Here is an 18628-nt window from a genome sequence, read left to right as displayed (position 1 = left end):
TCACACGCGAGCGCGCAGGTCCGCCACGGTCGGGATCTCGTGCTCGGCGCGGTCGGACATCCACTCGCGCAACACTTTGGTGGCGAGCACATCGTCCTCGTTGTAGACGAGTAGCCGTTCTCGCTGGGTGTGATCGGGATCGGCGTCGTATCCGACAGCCTCGCGGTACCAGCCCATCGACGCCTCGCCGCCGGCTTCCTCGTCGCGCCAGGAGAATCCGGCCACCGGGGCAATCTTCTTCAGCCCCTTGCCGTTCGGGCAGATGAACTGGTCACTGACGGCCTGATAGATGTCCACCCACTGCTCGCTGTCGATGAATTCGCGTATCTGCGCCTCGGTGGGCACTCCGGGGACGTCGGCGAAGCGTCGGGCCGAGTCGAGTAACCATTTGTCCTCGGCTTGTCTCGAATAGCAATACGCTGCAAAGGTTTTGCCGCGAGCCGCGGCATCGGCTCGCGTGTCCATCAACCAGTTCCAGAACACCGCGAACGAGCGTCCCTCGTCGACGGTGGGCAGCGGATCCCACGTGACGAAGCCGCGATACTCCGGCGGCGGTCCACCTGCCTCGGTGAGGAGCGTGCCCCACAGGTACGCGCCGTGCTCCTGATAGCTCTCCATGTCCACGTCCACCTCCACGTCGGCGCGGTGGACCGTCACGGTCTCCGATCGACGCAGCAGCGGCACGTCGGCACGCCAAGCCAGCGCCGCGGACACCGCGTCGTCGAAGTTGCCGAAGGGCCACTCCTCCGGAGCCGGACCGGTCCATTGCGCCAGCTCGTCGATCGTCCGCACTCCAGCGCTGCGCAGCACGTCCGCTCGGGATCCCGATGCGACGAGAGAGACGTCGCGGGCCGCCACCAACTGTGGCTTGCAGTCGAACCACCAAGCACACGAACGACATTCGCTGATCTGCGAGGGAACGGTCACCGCGTCACCGCTCGCGACAGCAAGCCGGTCCGCGAAGCGAATGTCGTACTCGTCGAGCGCGGCAGTCAGGTCGTGTACCAACACGCACTCTCCGCGGTAACCCACTGCGCCCCCGACCGGGGTGGCCGTGGCCAAGCCCTCGTGGGCGAGCATGCGGTACAGGTGCGCGAGGCGGAGCTGATCGCGCAACTGGCTGCGCACCTTGCGGGTCTCGTCGACGGCGGGAGCCCAATGCGTGAGCGGGGTGGTGCGCGCGCCGCGCCCGGGGTCGGTCACCTTGTGATTGACGACGATCACCGGAATGTAGCCGCCCGACGCGTCACGCACGAGAAGCTCGCTCCGTCCGCGGCGGCCGGTATCGCGTTCGAGTGGCAGAACTGCATTCCAGATACGTTCGACGCCTGCGCGGCAGGCCGCGACGGTCGCATCGGCCGCGGCACGGGCCGTGGGCTCGTCGATCTCGGTCCACAGCATGGGGTCGGCCGCTGCCAGCTGCGCGCGAATGTTCTCGCGATGCGCCTGGGCCGCCTCTCGGCGTTGCCGCACCCCGGGATTCTCGGGTTCGCCGCGCAGGAGCGCCCCGTAGGCGGTGTCGAGATAGAGCCGGTGCCGACATCGCGTCAACGATCCGGCGTCGAGCAGCACAGGTGCGTGCGACGCTGCCGCATCTCGTTGACCGTTCACACCGCTAGACATTAGGTGAGCCCTCCGACAGCCGAAGAAGAACAGCTGCCTATCAGGCGGGAGTGGAGCCTGGGGACCGACCCATTAGGCGGGAGTGGAGCCTGCGGAATGACCCATTAGGCTGTGTGGAACGCACCGTTACCGCCTAGCAGCACATGTCAGGAGCCTTGTCGATGGGTCTGTTCCGTAAGCGCAAAGGTCGTGCCACTCGCAAGGCGGAGGCGAAGGCCCTCAAGCACAAGGCCACTCTCGAGGCGAAGCTCGGCGCGAAGAACGAGCGCAAGCAGCTGAAGTCGATCGCCAAGGCGCAGCGCAAGCTCAGCGCGGTGGAGGCGAAGTCGCAGAAGAACGTCGAGAAGGCCCAGGTCTCGGCGTTGCGGGCGCAGCAGAAGGCGGCTGCGGCCGGCACGCTGAACGTGGCTCAGATTCGTAAGTATCTCGGTATTGCTCGGCTTCTGTTGCCGGTGCTGGCTCCGATTGCCTACCGCGCTGCCACCGTCGTTCGCGGGCAGCTCGACAACCGTAAGGCGCAGCAGCTGGGTGTCGCACCCGATCAGCTGAGCGAGTACTCGGGCCACGGCGGCAAGCTCAGTGCCCGGATCGCCGGTGCCGAGAAGTCGCTGAGCACCATCGGATCGCGTCATTCGGATCCGGAGACCAAGAGTTTCGGTGCCGCGATCAGCGAGCGTCTCGACGATCTGACCACCGCTGTCCGCGCCGCCGAGCAGATGCCGCCGGCACGCCGCAAGACTGCCCACGCCGCCATTTCCGCTGAGCTCGACGGCATCGAAGCGGACGTGCTCGCTCGCCTCGGCGTGCGCTGATCTCACCGACCATCCGATGACCGACGGCTCTGCTGCACCGCTTCGCGGCGGAGCTGTCGGTACGGTCACCGCCGCGCTGGCGGTTGCTGCGCACGGAATGGCGGGCGGCGGCTATCTCAGCGGATCGGGCCTGGCTCTGCTGATCGTGGTCAGCCTCGGCGTCGGTGCCATGACTGCCGTTCCGCGTCGCTCGACTGTTCTGTTGCCCGCCCTGATGGGTGGCCAACTCCTCGCTCATACCGCACTGAGCCTGAGCGACATGGCCGGCATGTCGGGCTCGTCACACAGCCATTCGCTGCTGCCCAGCGCCGCGATGATCGGCTTTCACGCGGCCGCGTCGCTGGTCGCCGCGCTGTTGATCGCCGCAGCCGAACGTCTCTACGGCCCGATCACATCGATCGTTCGTGCCGTTCTCGCGCTCCTCACTCCCCTGCCCGACGGTTCTGCTGTCGGTCGCGTCCGGTTCTCCGTCGCGATGCCGTCGGTGCACGGTATTGCCCTGGACTGGGCCATTTCTCGTCGTGGGCCTCCGATGTCGCTCAGCTCGTAACTCTGATCCGACTCCCCTTTCACCTCCGTACAGAAATGACCCAACACTCATGAAGAGTTCCATTCCGCGTGCCTTGTTCGTATCCGGTGCCACCGTCGGCGCACTGCTGATCGGCGCAGGCGCCGCCTCCGCCCATGTGGTCGTCTCCGCGCCCGACGCCGCGCAGGGCGGCTACTCGGTCCTGACGTTCCGCGTCCCCACCGAGTCCGACACCGCATCGACCAACTCGGTCAAGGTCACCTTGCCCGGCCTCAATTCCGCTCGCACCCAGCCCATTCCGGGATGGACGTCCACCGTCGAGAAGGACTCCGCCGATCTCGCCGTGTCGGTGACGTGGACGGCGAATCCCGGTGCCGAGGTCGGTCCGGGCCAGTTCCAGCAGTTCTTGCTCTCCGCGGGGCCGCTGCCCGAGCAGGAAACCGTGTCGTTCCCGGCCACCCAGACCTACACCGACGGTGAGGTCGTGCAGTGGAACGAGCCGATGGCCGAGGACGGCAGCGAGCCCGAGTTGCCCGCTCCCACACTGACCCTCGCAGCATCGAGCGGTGACGCGCACGGCGGAGCCCACGCCGAGACGACGGACGCAGCCGAGCAGACGTCCACGTCCTCCTCGGACACCACCGCCCGGTGGATTGCCGGTGCCGGGCTCGTTCTCGGTGCCGTCGGCGCCGGCCTCGGAATCGGTGCAACCGTACGGAGCCGACGCTCGTGAGGGCGCTGACCGTGTCCGCCAAAGCCGTGGTCGTATCGGCGGTGGCCTTGCTGGCACTGCTGATCGCGGCTCCGATGGCCTCGGCTCATTCGCAGGTCACCGGGTACAGCCCGGCCGACGGCTCCTCGCTCGACGCATCTCCGGCGACGGCATCGGTGACTTTCAACGAGGTGCCGCAGTCGCAGTTCGCCACGCTCAACGTCGTCGGCCCCGACGGCAACATCTGGTCGAAGGGCGATGCTCGCATCGAGGGCCAGAGCGTGGTCGTCGACGTCGGTGATCTGGGCCCTGCCGGCGAGTACACCCTCGCGTACCGCATCACCTCGGCCGACGGTCATCCGGTGAGCGGCACGGCTACGTTCACGCTGACGCAGGAAGGGTCCGGAACACCCGGGGCACCGGCCGATGCGTCGGGCACCTCGGAAGAGTCCGAGGACGGGTTCCTCGGCGGTTACGGTCCTATCGTGCTGGTCGTGGTTGCGGTCCTCGCATTCGGCGGAGCGTTGGCATTCGCACTGCGTAAGCCGAAAGACCAGCGTAAGCCAGAAGGCCAGCGTAAGCCGAAGAGCGAGAAGTAGATCCGACGTGGCTGCGGTGAGCGAGAGGAGCGTTCGGCTCGTGCTCGCCGCCGCAGCCTCGGCGGTGGTGGGGGTCGCGGCAGCGTTCGCGCTGGCGTATCCCACCTTTCCCAGCGGGTCGTCGTGGCTCCGCGTCATCGCTGTCGCGTCGGGTTCGGTGGTGCTGGGGTTCGGAATTCTCGCTGTCCTGGACGGTAATTCCGCATCTCGACGGCCCGCCCTCGACTCGCTGGTGATGTGGCGGTCGATCGGGTTCCTGTCGGGTCTGTGGGCGGTGGCCGAGTTCGTCCTGTTGGCAGCGGCCGCAGCCGAGGCCGAGGGCCGAGCAGTGACGGCGCTGTCGCCGAGTGCATTTGCGGCCTTCGTCGCGTCGATCTCCGTCGGTCGACTCGGCGCGACGACGGTGCTCCTCGCGCTCGTTCTGTGCGCCATGGGCGTACTCGGATATCGACGAGACGCATCCTGGTCCCCGGTTCCCGTGGTCACACTGGCGGCGCTGGCCCTGGTCGCGCGACCGATCACCGGACACATGTCGCAATTCGCATTCGGTTCCATTGCCGTTGCCGTGCATGTGGTGTGCGCCTCGGTGTGGCTCGGTGTGCTCGGCGCGATGGCGCTGAGTCTGCGGACCAAGACAGCCTGGGCGACGCTTTTACCGGCCTACTCCCGGATCGCGCTGTGGTGCGTCGTCGGGGTGACCCTGACGGGCGTATTCGACGCGGTACTGAAGTTGGAGAGCCCGGCGGCTGCGATCGAGACCGGTTACGGCCGAATCGTTCTCGCCAAAGTCGTGATGACCGTGATCCTGGTGGCCGTGGCATCTCGGATCCGCCGCACGTGGTTGCCGACCGCCACTGCTCACCGCTCCACGGCGGACTACTCGGTGGGACGAGCTGCCGCTCATGTCTGTCTGCTGACGGTGGCGTTCGGACTGGCGGCGGCGTTGGCAACCACGGCCTGACAAAAGCAGTAGTTCCGGAACACGGACGGTCCCGGTGCATAACAAGTTTGGATCGACGCAGGTGGCATGTTCAGCGTCTCATGACCTGTCCAGACAGGCTACTGATCGGTTGCCCGTCTGCTGACCCCTAGCAATGCAAACGGAACAAGGGAGTCCGGGTCGATCCAGGCCGACCAGTAGCCGCCACGGACAGGGAAGCTGAACAGCAGCGCGGAGCCGCCCTGGCGGGTGCGAGCTATGGTCTCCTCGAAGCCTACGACGTTCGACAGGCTGTAGCCCTCTCGGTTCGCTTCGAGATAGTCGGCGGAAGTCCGCAAATCGACTACATAGGTCGCAGTGGTTGTCTCCTGCCCGCGTGCTCCCTCGAGATCGTTGATGAACGATGTCAGAATCGGTTCCGGCAGTTGAGAAGCCGGCGCGGCGGACAGAAGTTCCTTGATCGTCAGCGTTCGTTCGTCCGGTTGCGCCGAGGGCTCGCGGAACACTCCGTCCGCATCGGTGTGGTCGGCGAAGTCGGCAAAATCCAGATTCGCGATCGACAGGTTGTTCTCGACCGGGGCAAGGTGTTCGGGAGCTACCCGGAAGCTGTTCGATTTCTCGAACTCGTCGCCTTCCGCCGGGTCGGTGTTCAGCACGAGAATGGGCCGTTCCGGATCCGTGAAGGTCCGCGCGTCGGCAACGAACAGGTACCCGCTGTCGACGTCGAGTTCGAGCACCATATCGCCGGTCCAACCGTCGAACTCGCGGTCATCCACTGTAGTCAGTACCGCCTGCGCATCGAACCCCCCTGGCTGGGCACGAACAGCCTGCGCATCCTGCATCAAAGTTCGCCACGCCGCATCGTCGGTGAAATCGGTCCGTACCAAGATCGATTGTCCGTGAGGAAGATTGGGAGACATTCCTCGATGCTAGTTCAACTGGTAGACCGATCACAGGCGTTCTGCTCACAACCGGCGTTTGCGACATCCACGCAGGCGCTGACCCGAAGTACCAGTCCATTCAGACCGGGCTCAGGCGCGCCGCGAGACGACAACGGTCGATGCGTCGGATGCAGTCGGTGCCCACCAGTGCCGTCGGCCTGTCACCCGTCAACTTCCGGCACACTCGGAGTTGCGACGCCAGATCGTCCGGTTGGCGGACAGACAATCTCCTCCAGGGTCTTGAAAGCTGTTGGTAGCAAACAACACACGGAGGACGCGGGAAAAGAAAGATCATGACGACGGTCTCGGCGGCCTGTATCGCTGGTGCAATGGCTTTCGTAGGCGGCGGCACGGCGGACGCTGCCCAAGGATGTGTCGGCTGCGGCAAGGCCTGGTTCAAGGTAGCTCGGTCTGAGCTCGTGAACTCGAACACACAAACCGCGTGCGAAAGCACCGGCGTGAGCAAGTGGAACTGCCAACCGATGGTGGCGGCGGTCAACAGCGAGCTCGTAACCCGAAAGCTACGGGCTACTGGACGGAGTTCTTCATAAATGGAACGACACGTTCCGGGACGTGGTGATTCCTGAAGCAAGCACGGGTCGATAGGTCTGTGTCGGCGGCCTGCGGAACGACCAGAAGACGAAGCCTGTCGGGGCTCTGTACTAGCCTGAGTGCATGCCGAAGTTGACTGTGGTGCCGGGTGGTTCCTCGGTGTCCGCGCGCGATCGGATTCCCACCGTCGCCGAGTTCTTCGCCGGTATCGGTTTGGTGCGAATGGGCTTGGAGCAGGCCGGTTTCGAGGTGTGCTGGGCCAACGACATCGAGCGCGACAAGCACCACATGTATCGCCAACACTTCGGTGACGACGCGGCCCATTTCCAGCTCGGGGATGTCGCCGGCACGCGCGGCGGCGATCTGCCGGACGGTCTGTCGTTGGCTTGGGCGTCGTTTCCGTGCACGGATCTGTCGTTGGCCGGGGGCCGGGCCGGTCTCGCCGGTAAGAACTCCTCGACATTTCGGCACTTCACTCGGGTGCTGGACGAAATGGGTGACGGCCGTCCCGAGGTGGTCGCGTTGGAGAACGTCGTCGGTCTGGCCACCAGTCATGGGGGCGACGATCTGGCGGCTGCGGTTCGTGAGCTCAACGAACTCGGTTATTCGGTGGACGTCCTCACCATCGATGCTCGACGGTTCGTCCCGCAGTCCCGTCCTCGTTTGTTCCTGATCGGTGCACAACATCCGCCGGAGGATGCCCGCGATCCCAACAGCGAACTGCGTCCGGATTGGTTGCAGGCGGTCTACGGCGATTCGACGCTGTCGACGCATCGGGCTCCGCTGCCCAGCCCGCCGATCCCGTTGACCAGTGGTCTCGGCGATCTGGTCGAGCGGATGGATTACCGCGACGAGCGCTGGTGGGATGCAGACCGCACCGAGGCGTTCGTACGCTCGTTGTCTCCGATTCAGTTGCAGCGCATCGAGATTCTGAAGAAGGCACGCAAGGTCAGTTACCGCACCGCCTACCGTCGTACGCGCAATGGCGTCGCTGTGTGGGAGGCCCGCCCCGACGACATCTCCGGCTGCCTGCGCACTGCGCGCGGTGGGTCGTCGAAGCAGGCGGTGGTCAAAATCGGCCACGGCCGGTTGCAGGTGCGCTGGATGACGCCTCTCGAGTACGCCCGCTTGATGGGAGCCGGCGACTACACACTCGGCGGTCTGCGGAACAACCAGGCGCTCTTCGGTTTCGGTGATGCGGTGTGCGTTCCGGTGGTCGCGTGGCTGGCGGAGCACTACCTGATGCCCCTGGTGAACGGGACACTCGGTTCCATCGCGCCGAATGCGACTGCTGCGCATGTCCAGTCACGGTAAGTCCTCGCTGCGGGCGTCGGCGGTCGCGCCGCGCAAGAGCAGTCTGCCTGCGGACGACGTGCAGTCATTTCGAGCTGCACTGCGAGAAGTGCTGAGCGAGAAGGACGATCGAGGGCGCGTCTGGTCGGCGGCCAAGTGGGGCGTGTATGCGTTCTACGACTACGACGGCGAGCCGATCTACGTGGGGCAGACCAAGGAGAAGCTCAGCGTTCGGGTGCAGCGGCATCTGACCAATCAGCGGACCGACGCCGTCGCGATGCGAGTGCTGGACGTGTTCGAGGTCGCGGAGATCGAGATCTGGCCGCTCTGGCAGTACGAGGACCTCAAGAAGTCCGACGGCGGAGAACAATTCCGCGCAGCCGAACGCGATTTGAACGCCCACGAGTACACGGCGTACCTCGAGGCCATCGACAGGTCGCGTCACAAGGCAATTCTGAACGAGAAGATCCCGCCGGTCTCCGAGCCCATCACTCTGCCTGCGTCACTGCGGCGGTCGCTGATCTCCGAGCAGACCCGAATAGAGCGCGGGCACCCCGACATTCGGATCGCGCGACGCGCGGAGACCATCTCCCGATTGGCTGCGGTCACTCGCGAGCGCGGCGAGGTGTCCGAGGGTCTGCGACGCGTCCTGGTGGTGCAGGCGGTGCGGCTGGCGTATTTGTCTGCAGAGCGACTCGCCTTCGTCGAGGGTCACCCCATTCCCGATCCCGCGGCCATCGACGTCACCGCCCTGGTGGGTTCGGTGCTGCACGAACGTAGCGATCCCGAGGATCCAGACGACCCCGGAGACCCAGAGGACCTACCCGAGCCCGACGCCGAGCTGGACCTGTTCAGCGACTACTGACTCCCGTCGCCGTAGGCTCGACCTGTGCCGCTTCCCCCTCACGTTGCCGATCTCACCAGCATCGATCTGTTGCTGTCGGTGGCAGAGCTCGGCAGCATCGGCCGTGCCGGACACGCCCACGGCATGTCGCAGCCCGCGGCAAGTTCTCGCATTCGCGCGCTGGAGCGCCGCGTCGGAGCGCCGTTGTTGAAGCGGGGCGCACGCGGAACGGTGCTGACCGAGTTCGGCGAGCTCGTCGCGAGTTGGGCAGCGCCGGTCGTCCGGTCGGCCGAGGACTTGGCGACGGCGATCGCCACGCTGCACGCCGAGCGCATCGGCCACCTGCAGATCGCGGCCAGTCAGACTGTCGCCGAGTACCTTCTACCGCGATGGCTCGTCACGCTGCATACAAAACTGCCCCAGATCGTGCCCACGCTGAGCTCGGGCAATTCGGCGGTGGTCGCCGCGACGGTGCTCGCCGGAGACGCAGACCTGGGGTTCATCGAAAACCCCAGTGTCCAGGCCGAACTCACGTACCGCACCGTCGCAACCGACGAACTGGTTCTCGTCGTGGCACCCGGGCATCCGTGGGCGCACTCTGCACCGTCGACCGAGGAGGTGGTCGAGACGGCGTTGGTCACCCGCGAGGCCGGGTCGGGAACCAGGTCCGTGTACGAGAGTGCCGTTGCTGCAGCCGGTCTCGGCCCGCCGACAACTCCTCTGCTGGAAGTGTCGTCGACGACGGCCATCAAGTCCGCTGTGGCGGCTGGGATCGGCGGTGCCGTCCTCAGTTCACTGGCCGTCGCGACGGAGCTGGCGGCGGGCAGTCTGATCGGAGTGCCGCTCCCCGATCTGTCCCTGCACAGAGACTTGCGCGCCATCTGGCGATCGGGCCGTGAGCCCAGCGGCCCGGCCGCAGAACTTCTGACGGTCGCGACGTCCATCCAGCCATAAGCTTCGGTTATGGCTGGCTAGCGAATTGCTGTCTACCGGACGTGGGCCGCGTCGCGCACAGTGAGGTCATGACCGTCCTCGAGTCCGTCTCGTATGCACCCCGGCTGTCGCGCAGGCGGACCGTCGAGCACATCACCCCCAACTGGTTCGCCGCCGTCATGGGAACCGGCATCGTCGCCACCGCGGCCGCCACACTGCCCGTCGACCTTCCTGCGTTGCACGTCTTCGCCGTCGTCGTATGGGTACTCGCTGCCGCAGCACTCGTAGTGATCGGCGCAGCCTTCGTGCGGCACTGGACCGGTTACCGCGCACGCGCAGTCGACTACGCGCAGCACCCGGTGATGATGCAGTTCTACGGCGCACCGCCCATGGCCTTGCTCACCGTCGGTGCCGGGGCCGGCCTGCTCGGCGGAGACCTCATCGGTCCCACGGCGGCGACCGCACTGTTCGCAGTCCTGTGGGTCGCCGGCACGGTCACCGGCCTGCTCACCAGCGTCGCCGTCCCCTTCCGAATGATCACATCCGCTCACCGGGAGCAGGTCACGGCACTGCCCGCGTGGCTGATGCCCGTCGTCCCGCCGATGGTGTCCGCGTCGACCGGCGCGTTGCTGCTCCCTCACCTGCCCGACGGCCAGTGGCGGTTGGCGCTGCTGTGCGCGTGCTACGCGATGTTCGGGCTGTCGCTGATCGTCGGAATGCTCACGTTGACTCTGATCTACGGACGCCTGCTGCACGGCGGTCTGCCGTCCGTCGACGCGGCTCCGACGGTCTGGATCACGCTCGGGTTTGTCGGCCAGTCGGTCACGGCGGCCAATCTGCTGGGCAACGATGCAGCGACGGTGTTCACCGGTGCGCAGTCGTCGATCGCCGTCGGGCTGCACGTCGTCGGGATCGGCTACGGACTGATCATGGGCGGATTCGGCGCGCTGATGTTCGCACTGGCCACTGCGCTGACCGTCCATGCGGCGCGGAGGAAGATGAGCTTCTCACTGACGTGGTGGTCGTTCACTTTCCCCATCGGCACCTGCGTCACCGGAGCGACCGCACTGGGCAATGCCCTCGATTTCGGCGCGGCCCGTGCCCTTGCCGTACTGCTGTACGTCGTACTCGTGACGGCCTGGATCACTGTCGCTGCTCGAACCCTCCGAGGCGTGTGGCGAGGAAACCTGCTGCAGCCCAGCTGATCTCACATGTGCGCGAGTACGTTCACCACGTTGCCGCCTGCGTCTCGGAAGAAGAATCGGCGCACGCCCCACTCCTCGTTGGTGATCTCGTACGCGATTTCGAGATTCGCATCCACCGCGGCGCGGTAGGCCGCGTCGACGTCGTCCACTTCGAGAGACGCCGACGGATTCACCGGGCCGGTGGGGTCGACGGTGATCAGACTCAGTTGCGCGGTGCTGTCCCCCGGTGACGCAAGTGTGGCGATCCAACCGTGGTTCATCACCACCTCCATGCCGGTGACCTGGACATACGCGTCCAGAGCAGCATCGAGATCGGTGACCGTGAGCAGGGGCATCGCGCGCACAACGTCCATCGTCGGACTGTATCGCGCCGAAAGCGTCCCCGCGGGGACGTTCTCGACAGGCATCTCGCACATGGGGGACGATGTTTCGATGCTGACGATCAAGGTGACTCTGGCCGACATCGAACCAGCGGTGTGGCGGCGGTTCACCATCAATTCCGACGCCACACAGCCCGAGCTACACGACGTCATCCAAGATGTCATGGGCTGGGAAGACCGACACCTGCACATGTTCTTCGTCGGCGACGATCCCTATCGAACCAGTCGACGCTACGAGATGAAGTCCGCGCTCGAAGAGTGGGACGACGGTGCCGGGACGCTCGAGGACGGCGTTCGAGTGGACGAAGTCCTCGGTGCCGTCGGGGATCGTCTCGGGTACGAGTACGACTTCGGTGACGGATGGACACACGACCTGGTCGTCGAAGAAATATCGACCGTTGCCGGTACTGCAGCCTGCCTCGACGGCGACCGCGCCTGCCCACCTGAGGACTGCGGTGGCACGTCGGGCTACGACGAACTGCTGAAGGTTCTGGCTGATACCGATCATCCTGATCACAACCATATGAAGCAGTGGGCGGGCAGCTTGGAAGAGCGCTTCGCGGTGGCCGACGCGAACAACAGAATCGCGTTGCGGCGCGCGGTGACGGAGTTGGCCGGCCGCGTGCGGGAGCGGCTACCCAAACTCGGCTCGCTTCTCGAACGCGGGCCCCTCGAGTATCACCCCGATCTGCCCGATGTCCTCGCACGCGTCGATTTCGATGTGGCACAGCTGGCCCCCGTAGCGGCGGCATCGGCAATGGAAAAGCTGACATGGATGCTGGCGCGGGTGGGCGCAGACGGAATCACGCTGACTGCTGCGGGCTATCTCCCACCCAAAGACGTTGCTGCGATGCGTGCAGAGCTCGAGTGGGGTGCCGAATGGTTCGGAAGCTCCAACCGCGAGGTGGACCATCAGCAGGTGCACTGGCTTCGGGCTGCAGTGACGCAACTCGGGCTGGTTCGCGTGCTGAAGGGACGGCTACTTCGCACCCGGTTGGGCAACACCCTGGCCACCGACCCGCTCCGATTGTGGTCGCACGCCGCGGCTCGGATGCCGTTCGGCCGCGAGCAGTACGAGAAGGATGCAGGCCTGCTGCTGCTGGTTTCGGTTGCAGGGGGTTGCTTTGCGACCGAACGCAATTCGCTGATCCTACGAAGCCTCGAGACCATCGGGTGGCGAATCCCCGAAAGCGAAAGACGCTACGCCCAGTACCTCGCTCGACCGACCTTCGACTTCCTCACTCTGATCGGCGCTGTGCCGTCGACTTTGGGTCGCGACGGGGCCGTACCGGATTGGGGACGCACTTTTGCCGTACATGCACTCGGCTCGTGAACCAGAAGGTGCTACCGGCCGCTCGTCAGGTCATGCTGCGCGCCCTACGCGCCGCAGACGATCTCGATCGAGCGCCTCGAGCAGCAGGGGCGCCAGAAGGTCAGGTACGCAGAACTTGTCGTTCACCTTGACGAGCAATCCGAGGTCGAACATCGACATGAACCGGAGTGTCGCGACGGTCTGAATCACCTTGCTGTCGGACATCGTTCCCAGGACGACACCGTCGGATTCCCCTACCGGATCACCGACGAGGCTGCGCACGAGCACGGTGGTCGCCAACGTCGAGCCTGCCACGAGCTCGGACTGCACGGAATCATCGCCGGAGTCGTACACAGGCGTCAAGCAGGATGCGTACGCCTCGACCACGGCGGCGCGAGTTCGGTCCGCACTTGGAGACACCACCCAAGCTCCGGCTTCGGGTCCGCGGGTGTAAGTCTGGCCAGCTTGCTCGAGAACACCGGCCCTACGGGCGGTATCCAACACCGATCGATAGTTCACCATTGCCATGAAGTCAGGTTGTTCAGGGATACCGTCGAAACCCGGAATCCCGAGCGCGGAAACGATCTCGGCCGAGTCGTCCCAGTAGTCGATTCGGGCCGATGGCGCGCGGCGCTCGGTCGCAGCCCACGATGCCAACCGTTGCAGGAGTGAGACCATTATCGGTGTACTCAGCGGGCTGGAGCGCCCCGGCGATATCGGAGAACTGGGCACCGACGCGAATGCAGACGGGAACCCGATCTCTCTCGAGATCTCTTCGTTCTGAGATGGCGACAACCGTTCGGCGACGACGAACGTGCCGAACAGATCGATGGCGCGACGAATCTCGACGCGCTCCCATGGCGACCGCTCATAGTCATCGAGGTCCAAGTACTCGTGATCGTCGAGACAGAACATGTCGATCGGAAAATCTGCGCCGTACACGCTCACGTTCCGCTCGCGGACCGACCAATCGACTGTCATTGCTGTCGCAAAAGCCGTCAACTGATCTGCGACCCAGGCAATCTCGATCAGCCAATCGGAGAAGTGAAGAAGCGCGCTCGGCCAAAATAGAGGTTCCCTTTCACGCTGAACCTGACCGTGGGCCTCGCGACTGGTCTTTCTGCTACGCGATCTGCGGTTGCTCATGATGTCCCCCCGGATGTGTGTGGTCGAGAGAGTAGGCGAGGGGTACGACAAGCGAGCGAAGGCGGCTGATGACCCGCAATGCCGAGGATCTTCGAGGCATCGAGCAGATCGGCTCACCCGAGGACGTGGTGCGTGCTCCGACATCGGCGTTCGTCGCGCGTTTCCTGTCCGACGCCACCCTCGTCGACGGCGTTGTCGCAGACGGCACCTTCACTTCGGGCTCCCTCACACTCGAGGCGGAGGGCTCCGGACCCGGGACGCTCGCAATCCTGCCGACCGACATCGACATCGTGCCCGGATCTGCGGACGACACTGGTGAGGTCAGTGGCACCGTCACGTCGTCATTGTTCGGCCGCGATGCGAGCGACGTCCTGGTGCACTGCGACGACGTCGACTTCCGCTGCTCGACGCGCGGGCCGCGGCTCGAGGTGGGCGAGACGGTCGGCCTGTCCGTGCGGCGATCCTTCTTCTATCCGCACTAGCGTCACCGGCCCGAAGGATCTGGCCATCACCTCGCTACCACGCTGTGATCCACCAGACAGGAATATTGTTTGCTTAGCGCATGTATGTATATATATGGTTGCAGACAGCAAGTAAATCGAACTCAGCGTTGGAGTACTCATGGCAGTTCAATCCACGACAGCGGAATCGCTCGTCGAAGAGGTTTTCCTCTTCGGGCGCACGCTGAAGCGGGCCGTGACCACCGGAGTCGAGGATTCACCGTTGCCGCAGGCGCTGACCGGAGTTCTGGCCATCCTCGCGACAGAGGGTGAATGCAGACAGACCGACCTCGCCAGCAGGCTCTGCGTCAGCCAGTCCGCCCTCAGCCGGCAGATCGCGGACCTCGTCGAACTCGGCTACATCGATCGGCATCCCGATCCGGACGACAGAAGAGCGTCCCGGGTCTGCGTGTCGGACGACGGCCAGGCTCGACTGAAACAGATTTGGGACAGGCGAGCTCGTCGCCTGGCAGAGATGTTGAGCGAGTGGAGTGAAACCGAAGCACTGGATGCTCTCGATTCCATCCGCAAGCTCAACGACACGTTCACCGAAGACGCCCACGCCCAGCACCAGGACGTGGCCCGCATTGAATTGATTGCGAGATAAGACATGACCACCACATCCGCGGAGAATCCGCCGAATCAGGCAGTCGCCGATCCCGATGCGATGACGCATCGCCAGATCCTCGAAGCCCTCACCGGTCTGCTGGCCGCGCTGTTCACCGCGCTGCTGAGCACCACCATCGTCTCGACCGCTCTGCCGACCATCATCGGTGACCTGAAGGGTTCGCAGACCGCGTACGCCTGGGTCATCACCACGGCACTGCTGGCCAACGCCGCGTCGACGCCCATCTGGGGCAAGCTCGCCGACCTGTTCAACAAGAAGGTCCTGGTCCAGAGTTCGATTCTGATCTTCGTCGCGGGCTCGCTCATCGCCGGCTTCGCGCACAACGTTCCGGTGCTGCTCGCCGCACGTGTGGTGCAGGGCATCGGCATGGGTGGCCTGACGGCGCTCGTCATCGCCATCATCGGAACCATCGTCTCCCCGCGTGATCGTGGCCGCTACTCCGGTTACACCGGTGCCGTCATGGCCGTATCGATGTCCGGTGGCCCCATCCTCGGCGGCGTCATCGTCGACAGCCCGCTCGGGTGGCGCTGGTGCTTCTTCGTCTGCGTCCCGTTGGCTGTCATCGCCCTCGGCCTGCTGCAGAAGACGCTGCACATCAAGACCGTCCGCAAGGACAACGTCTCCATCGACTGGCTCGGCGCACTTCTGCTGACCGCAGGCGTGTCCGTTCTCCTCGTGTGGGTTTCGTTCGCAGGCAAGGCCGACTACTACGCCTGGATCTCTCGTGAGACCGCGTACCTCGTGGGCGGCGGAGTTGCGCTGCTCGTCCTGACGATCATCGTCGAGGCTCGGCACAAGTCGCCGATCATCCCGCTCAAGATCGTCACCGAGCGCACCACCGGCCTGGCCATCATCGCGTCCATCGCCGTCGGCGTCGGCCTCTTCGGAGCCACCACGTTCCTCGGCCAGTACTTCCAGACTGCTCGCGGCTACACCCCCACCGAAGCTGGATTGCTGTCCATCCCACTGGTATTCGGCATGCTTGTCGCCTCCGTGGGCTCCGGTCAGCTGATCACCAAGTTCGGTCAGTGGAAGCCGTTCATAGTTACCGGCTCCGTCCTGCTGGTCATCGGATTCCTGCTGCTGGGCACCATCGACCACGCCACCAGCCTGGTGACGGTCGGCATCTTCATCACCATCGTCGGTCTCGGTACCGGCATGCTGATGCAGAATCTCGTTCTCGCAGTGCAGAACACGGTCAGTGTGCAGAACGTCGGTGCAGCATCGTCGACGGTTGCCTTCTTCCGTACCTTCGGCGGAGCGATCGGCGTCTCGGTTCTCGGTTCGCTGCTGGCAACCCGGGTCGCCGAGAAGTCGGCAGCCGGTTTGGCGCAGCTCGGTGTGGACGGATCGGCCGGAGGCGGCGGATCGCTCGACCTCACTGCACTGCCTGCTCCGATCGTCAGCGTCATCCGCACCGCATACGGCGACGCGACCGGACGCATCTTCATGATCGCCGGCTTCGTTGCGATCGTCACGCTCATCGCAGTGGTCTTCATCCCGAATCGCCCGCTGCGCAAGACGATCGACATCGCGTCGGCACCGGCGCAGGGACCCGTTACCGATCTGGACAAGACCGATCTGGACCAGAACGATCTAGACGCTGATGCTCAGGCACAGCCCGAGCGTGGGGAACAGCTCGCCGAGATCCCGTCCTTCGGGGCGACTCAGGATTACGTCGGAGCGCAGTACGGCAACGAGCGTCGCTTCGAGCGTCGCAACGAAGGTCGCCACGAGGCTCAGCCGGGTCAGCGTCCCTTCGATGGACTGAGCACCGATGCCCGTGATCGACTGCTCACGCTGCTGCTGCCCCAGCCCGAGGACACGTTGACCGCACTCGACGAGGCCGAGGCCATTCGCGCCGAGGTGATCGAGCTGCAGCAGGAACTCGACGCCAAGATGCTCGACTTCGATGCAGTGTGCGAGCGACTTCGTCGACTCGGACTCAGTGAGCAGCAGGTGGCTCGGGTGTTGGGAGACAACCACATTCCCGACAGCCACAATCACTACGCCAACGCCGGACTGAACGGCCACAGCGTCAACTGATCTGCCACAGAACAGCGAAAGGCCCCGCACACCCGAAAGGGAGTGCGGGGCCTTTTCTCGTCCGTCTACCGACTACTACCGGCCGGGTATGTACTTCAGCGCTTTGACGAAGGGAGGCATGATCTTTGCCCACAGCTTCGGCGGAAGTCCGCGCGGTCCACCGAGATTGAGCAGGCGGGTCGTCGCGATGGTCTGCGGCTCGGTGTACTTGAGCAGTCCCTCGTTTCCGTGCCTACGGCCCATGCCGGAGACGCCCATTCCGCCCATCGGCGCACCGGTGGTGCCCCACGTCGGCGCGTAGCCCTCGTCCACGTTGACCGTGCCCGCGTGCAGACGTGCCGCAATGGCCTCGCCCTGAGCCTTCGTCTTGGCCCAGACACTCGCGTTCAGTCCGTAGTCGGTGTCGTTGGCCTTCGCAATGGCCTCGTCGACGTCGGCGACGGGGTAGATCGACACCAGCGGCCCGAAGGTCTCGGTCGCCGCGCACTCCATGTCCTCGGTGACGTTCGTCAGCAACGTCGGCTCGTAGAACAGCGGGCCGATGTCGGGACGCGGCTTGCCGCCCGCGACGACGGTCGCGCCCTTGACCTTGGCGTCGTCGACGTGCGCCGAGACCGTCTTGATCTGGTCCTCGGAGATGAGGCTGCCCATTTCGATGCCGAACTCGTAATCGGCACCCACGGTCATGTTGCGTACCCGCTGGCCGAACTTCTCGGTGAACTCGGCGGCGATCGACTTCTCGACGTAGATGCGCTCGATGGAGATGCAGAGCTGACCGGAGTTGGAGAAGCAGGCGCGCACTGCCGCGTCGGATACTTCCCGCAGGTTGGCGCCCTTGGCGACGATCATGGCGTTCTTGCCGCCGAGCTCGGCGGAGAAACCGATGAGTCGACGCCCCGCCTGCTCGGCCAGGAGCTGACCGGTGGCCGTGGAGCCGGTGAACATGACGTATTCGGTGTTCTCGACGATCGCGGTGCCCACCACCGAGCCGGGGCCGGGGACCACGGCGAACAGGTCGCGGGGCAGACCGGCCTTGTAGAGCAGCTCGACGCAGGCCAATGCGCAGTACGGCGTCTGGCTGTCGGGCTTGAGCACGACGCCGTTGCCGGCCAGCAGCGCCGGTATGGCGTCGGACACCGCGAGAGTCATCGGGTAGTTCCACGGCGAGATGATTCCGACGACGCCCTTGGGCTGGTACCGAACGCGAGTCTTGGTCAGCACGGGAAGCATGCCGGTGACCTTCTTCGGGGCCAGCAGTTTGGCGGCCGTGCGTGCGTAGTGCCGCGAGGTCATCGAGATGTCGAGGACTTCCTCGAGGGCGGCGGCGCGGGACTTGCCCGTCTCGGCCTGCGCCATGTCCATGAGCTCGTCGCGGTGCGCGAGCACCAGGTCGCGGTAGCGGTGGAAGATCTCTGCGCGCTCGGAGACCGGGCGCTTGGCCCAGGCCGCCTGAGCGGTACGGACGCGCGCGATCGCAGCCAGGGCATCTGCAGCCGTGCCGACCGGAATGGTCGCCAGCTCCTTACCGGTGAACACCTCGGTGATCGTCTTGGTGGGACGCGAGTCCGCGTCGGGAATGGCGATGAGATCAGCGAGCCGGGAAAAGGTCGCAGTGGACGGAGCAGGCATTTTT

18 protein-coding genes are annotated in these 18628 nt (G+C 65.0%); 13 read left to right on the top strand and 5 right to left on the bottom strand.

All coding sequences use genetic code 11. The features are described from left to right. Entirely contained in the window at nt 1-1623 is a 1623-nt protein-coding gene (locus CH268_RS04965) for a TM0106 family RecB-like putative nuclease (RefSeq protein ID WP_094662705.1), read from the bottom strand. Nucleotides 1624-1784: 161 nt separating this feature from the next. Here CH268_RS04965 and CH268_RS04960 point away from each other — a divergent pair, with 161 nt between their 5' ends. From CH268_RS04960 to CH268_RS04940, 5 genes are read left to right on the top strand one after another with little or no spacing between them, the layout of a single operon-like run. Beyond that, on the top strand, nt 1785-2435 hold the full coding sequence (locus tag CH268_RS04960) for a DUF6474 family protein (protein ID WP_027494864.1): 651 nt from the start codon (nt 1785-1787) through the stop codon (nt 2433-2435). A gap of 16 nt (nt 2436-2451) precedes the next feature. Continuing rightward, nucleotides 2452-2985, top strand: a complete 534-nt coding sequence (locus CH268_RS04955; protein WP_032385333.1) for a hypothetical protein — start codon at nt 2452-2454, stop codon at nt 2983-2985. Nucleotides 2986-3034: 49 nt separating this feature from the next. Continuing rightward, a complete protein-coding gene (locus tag CH268_RS04950; RefSeq protein ID WP_048319117.1) occupies nt 3035-3697 on the top strand; it encodes a YcnI family copper-binding membrane protein in 663 nt (220 codons plus the stop codon). Then, nucleotides 3694-4275: a copper resistance CopC family protein gene (locus tag CH268_RS04945; protein ID WP_441346961.1), complete on the top strand. Its 582-nt coding sequence runs from the start codon at nt 3694-3696 to the stop codon at nt 4273-4275. The genes CH268_RS04950 and CH268_RS04945 overlap by 4 nt, the downstream gene beginning before the upstream one ends. A 16-nt stretch (nt 4276-4291) precedes the next feature. Further along, nucleotides 4292-5236, top strand: a complete 945-nt coding sequence (locus CH268_RS04940; protein ID WP_141215084.1) for a copper resistance D family protein — start codon at nt 4292-4294, stop codon at nt 5234-5236. 98 nt (nt 5237-5334) lie between these two features. On the opposite strand, the gene CH268_RS04935 is transcribed toward CH268_RS04940, so the two are convergent. Then, entirely contained in the window at nt 5335-6135 is an 801-nt protein-coding gene (locus CH268_RS04935) for a DUF6924 domain-containing protein (protein ID WP_094662701.1), read from the bottom strand. 696 nt (nt 6136-6831) lie between these two features. Here CH268_RS04935 and CH268_RS04930 point away from each other — a divergent pair. The 4 genes from CH268_RS04930 to CH268_RS04915 all read left to right on the top strand — a co-directional run bounded on the left by CH268_RS04930 (nt 6832) and on the right by CH268_RS04915 (nt 10983). Continuing rightward, nucleotides 6832-8022 (top strand): DNA cytosine methyltransferase, encoded by a 1191-nt coding sequence (locus tag CH268_RS04930; protein ID WP_027494869.1) that lies wholly within the window; start codon nt 6832-6834, stop codon nt 8020-8022. Further along, nucleotides 7991-8866, top strand: coding sequence for a GIY-YIG nuclease family protein (locus CH268_RS04925; protein ID WP_217900895.1), 876 nt, complete (start codon nt 7991-7993; stop codon nt 8864-8866). Before CH268_RS04930 ends, CH268_RS04925 begins: the two co-directional genes overlap by 32 nt. Before the next feature lie 24 nt (nt 8867-8890). After that, nucleotides 8891-9799, top strand: a complete 909-nt coding sequence (locus CH268_RS04920) for a LysR family transcriptional regulator (RefSeq protein ID WP_032401096.1) — start codon at nt 8891-8893, stop codon at nt 9797-9799. A 68-nt stretch (nt 9800-9867) separates the two neighbouring features. Next, nucleotides 9868-10983 carry a TDT family transporter gene (locus tag CH268_RS04915; RefSeq protein ID WP_052061669.1) on the top strand — a complete coding sequence of 372 codons (1116 nt, stop codon included), beginning with the start codon at nt 9868-9870 and terminating at the stop codon, nt 10981-10983. 2 nt (nt 10984-10985) lie between these two features. Here the strand turns inward: CH268_RS04915 and CH268_RS04910 are convergent, their stop codons facing one another. Then, a complete protein-coding gene (locus tag CH268_RS04910) occupies nt 10986-11336 on the bottom strand; it encodes a VOC family protein (RefSeq protein WP_032401148.1) in 351 nt (116 codons plus the stop codon). Here CH268_RS04910 and CH268_RS04905 point away from each other — a divergent pair. Further along, nucleotides 11299-12696 carry a plasmid pRiA4b ORF-3 family protein gene (locus tag CH268_RS04905; RefSeq protein WP_176457844.1) on the top strand — a complete coding sequence of 466 codons (1398 nt, stop codon included), beginning with the start codon at nt 11299-11301 and terminating at the stop codon, nt 12694-12696. The two genes, CH268_RS04910 and CH268_RS04905, sit on opposite strands and share 38 nt — an antisense overlap. Before the next feature lie 30 nt (nt 12697-12726). On the opposite strand, the gene CH268_RS04900 is transcribed toward CH268_RS04905, so the two are convergent. Next, nucleotides 12727-13656, bottom strand: a complete 930-nt coding sequence (locus CH268_RS04900; protein ID WP_094662697.1) for a hypothetical protein — start codon at nt 13654-13656, stop codon at nt 12727-12729. 233 nt (nt 13657-13889) lie between these two features. Between CH268_RS04900 and CH268_RS04895 the strand changes: the two genes are divergently transcribed. From CH268_RS04895 to CH268_RS04885, 3 genes are all read left to right on the top strand, one after another. Continuing rightward, nucleotides 13890-14303, top strand: a complete 414-nt coding sequence (locus CH268_RS04895) for a hypothetical protein (RefSeq protein WP_094662695.1) — start codon at nt 13890-13892, stop codon at nt 14301-14303. Nucleotides 14304-14442: 139 nt separating this feature from the next. Further along, complete coding sequence (locus CH268_RS04890; RefSeq protein WP_032385330.1) at nt 14443-14928, top strand: MarR family winged helix-turn-helix transcriptional regulator; 486 nt, start codon at nt 14443-14445, stop codon at nt 14926-14928. A 3-nt stretch (nt 14929-14931) separates the two neighbouring features. Next, nucleotides 14932-16995, top strand: coding sequence for an MDR family MFS transporter (locus CH268_RS04885; protein ID WP_094662693.1), 2064 nt, complete (start codon nt 14932-14934; stop codon nt 16993-16995). Between the two features lie 75 nt (nt 16996-17070). On the opposite strand, the gene CH268_RS04880 is transcribed toward CH268_RS04885, so the two are convergent. After that, a complete protein-coding gene (locus tag CH268_RS04880) occupies nt 17071-18624 on the bottom strand; it encodes a succinic semialdehyde dehydrogenase (protein ID WP_094662691.1) in 1554 nt (517 codons plus the stop codon). Nucleotides 18625-18628 lie beyond the last annotated feature (4 nt).

This window comes from Rhodococcus sp. 06-1460-1B (genome assembly GCF_002258475.1).
In the GTDB taxonomy this organism is placed as follows: Bacteria; Actinomycetota; Actinomycetes; order Mycobacteriales; family Mycobacteriaceae; genus Rhodococcoides; species Rhodococcoides fascians.
The sequence above is the reverse complement of the archived record's forward strand: the minus strand, read 5'-3'. Positions and strand labels throughout refer to the sequence as shown.

What these genes read in the sequence shown, in the direction of transcription:
- CH268_RS04880 (WP_094662691.1), bottom strand. Translation starts at nt 18,624, where the DNA reads ATGCCTGCTCCGTCCACTGCGACCTTTTCCCGGCTCGCTGATCTCATC.
- CH268_RS04900 (WP_094662697.1), bottom strand. Translation starts at nt 13,656, where the DNA reads ATGACAGTCGATTGGTCGGTCCGCGAGCGGAACGTGAGCGTGTACGGC.
- CH268_RS04910 (WP_032401148.1), bottom strand. Translation starts at nt 11,336, where the DNA reads ATGGACGTTGTGCGCGCGATGCCCCTGCTCACGGTCACCGATCTCGAT.
- CH268_RS04950 (WP_048319117.1), top strand. Translation starts at nt 3,035, where the DNA reads ATGAAGAGTTCCATTCCGCGTGCCTTGTTCGTATCCGGTGCCACCGTC.
- CH268_RS04915 (WP_052061669.1), top strand. Translation starts at nt 9,868, where the DNA reads ATGACCGTCCTCGAGTCCGTCTCGTATGCACCCCGGCTGTCGCGCAGG.
- CH268_RS04960 (WP_027494864.1), top strand. Translation starts at nt 1,785, where the DNA reads ATGGGTCTGTTCCGTAAGCGCAAAGGTCGTGCCACTCGCAAGGCGGAG.
- CH268_RS04890 (WP_032385330.1), top strand. Translation starts at nt 14,443, where the DNA reads ATGGCAGTTCAATCCACGACAGCGGAATCGCTCGTCGAAGAGGTTTTC.
- CH268_RS04965 (WP_094662705.1), bottom strand. Translation starts at nt 1,623, where the DNA reads ATGTCTAGCGGTGTGAACGGTCAACGAGATGCGGCAGCGTCGCACGCA.
- CH268_RS04955 (WP_032385333.1), top strand. Translation starts at nt 2,452, where the DNA reads ATGACCGACGGCTCTGCTGCACCGCTTCGCGGCGGAGCTGTCGGTACG.
- CH268_RS04895 (WP_094662695.1), top strand. Translation starts at nt 13,890, where the DNA reads ATGACCCGCAATGCCGAGGATCTTCGAGGCATCGAGCAGATCGGCTCA.
- CH268_RS04935 (WP_094662701.1), bottom strand. Translation starts at nt 6,135, where the DNA reads ATGTCTCCCAATCTTCCTCACGGACAATCGATCTTGGTACGGACCGAT.
- CH268_RS04885 (WP_094662693.1), top strand. Translation starts at nt 14,932, where the DNA reads ATGACCACCACATCCGCGGAGAATCCGCCGAATCAGGCAGTCGCCGAT.
- CH268_RS04930 (WP_027494869.1), top strand. Translation starts at nt 6,832, where the DNA reads ATGCCGAAGTTGACTGTGGTGCCGGGTGGTTCCTCGGTGTCCGCGCGC.
- CH268_RS04925 (WP_217900895.1), top strand. Translation starts at nt 7,991, where the DNA reads ATGCGACTGCTGCGCATGTCCAGTCACGGTAAGTCCTCGCTGCGGGCG.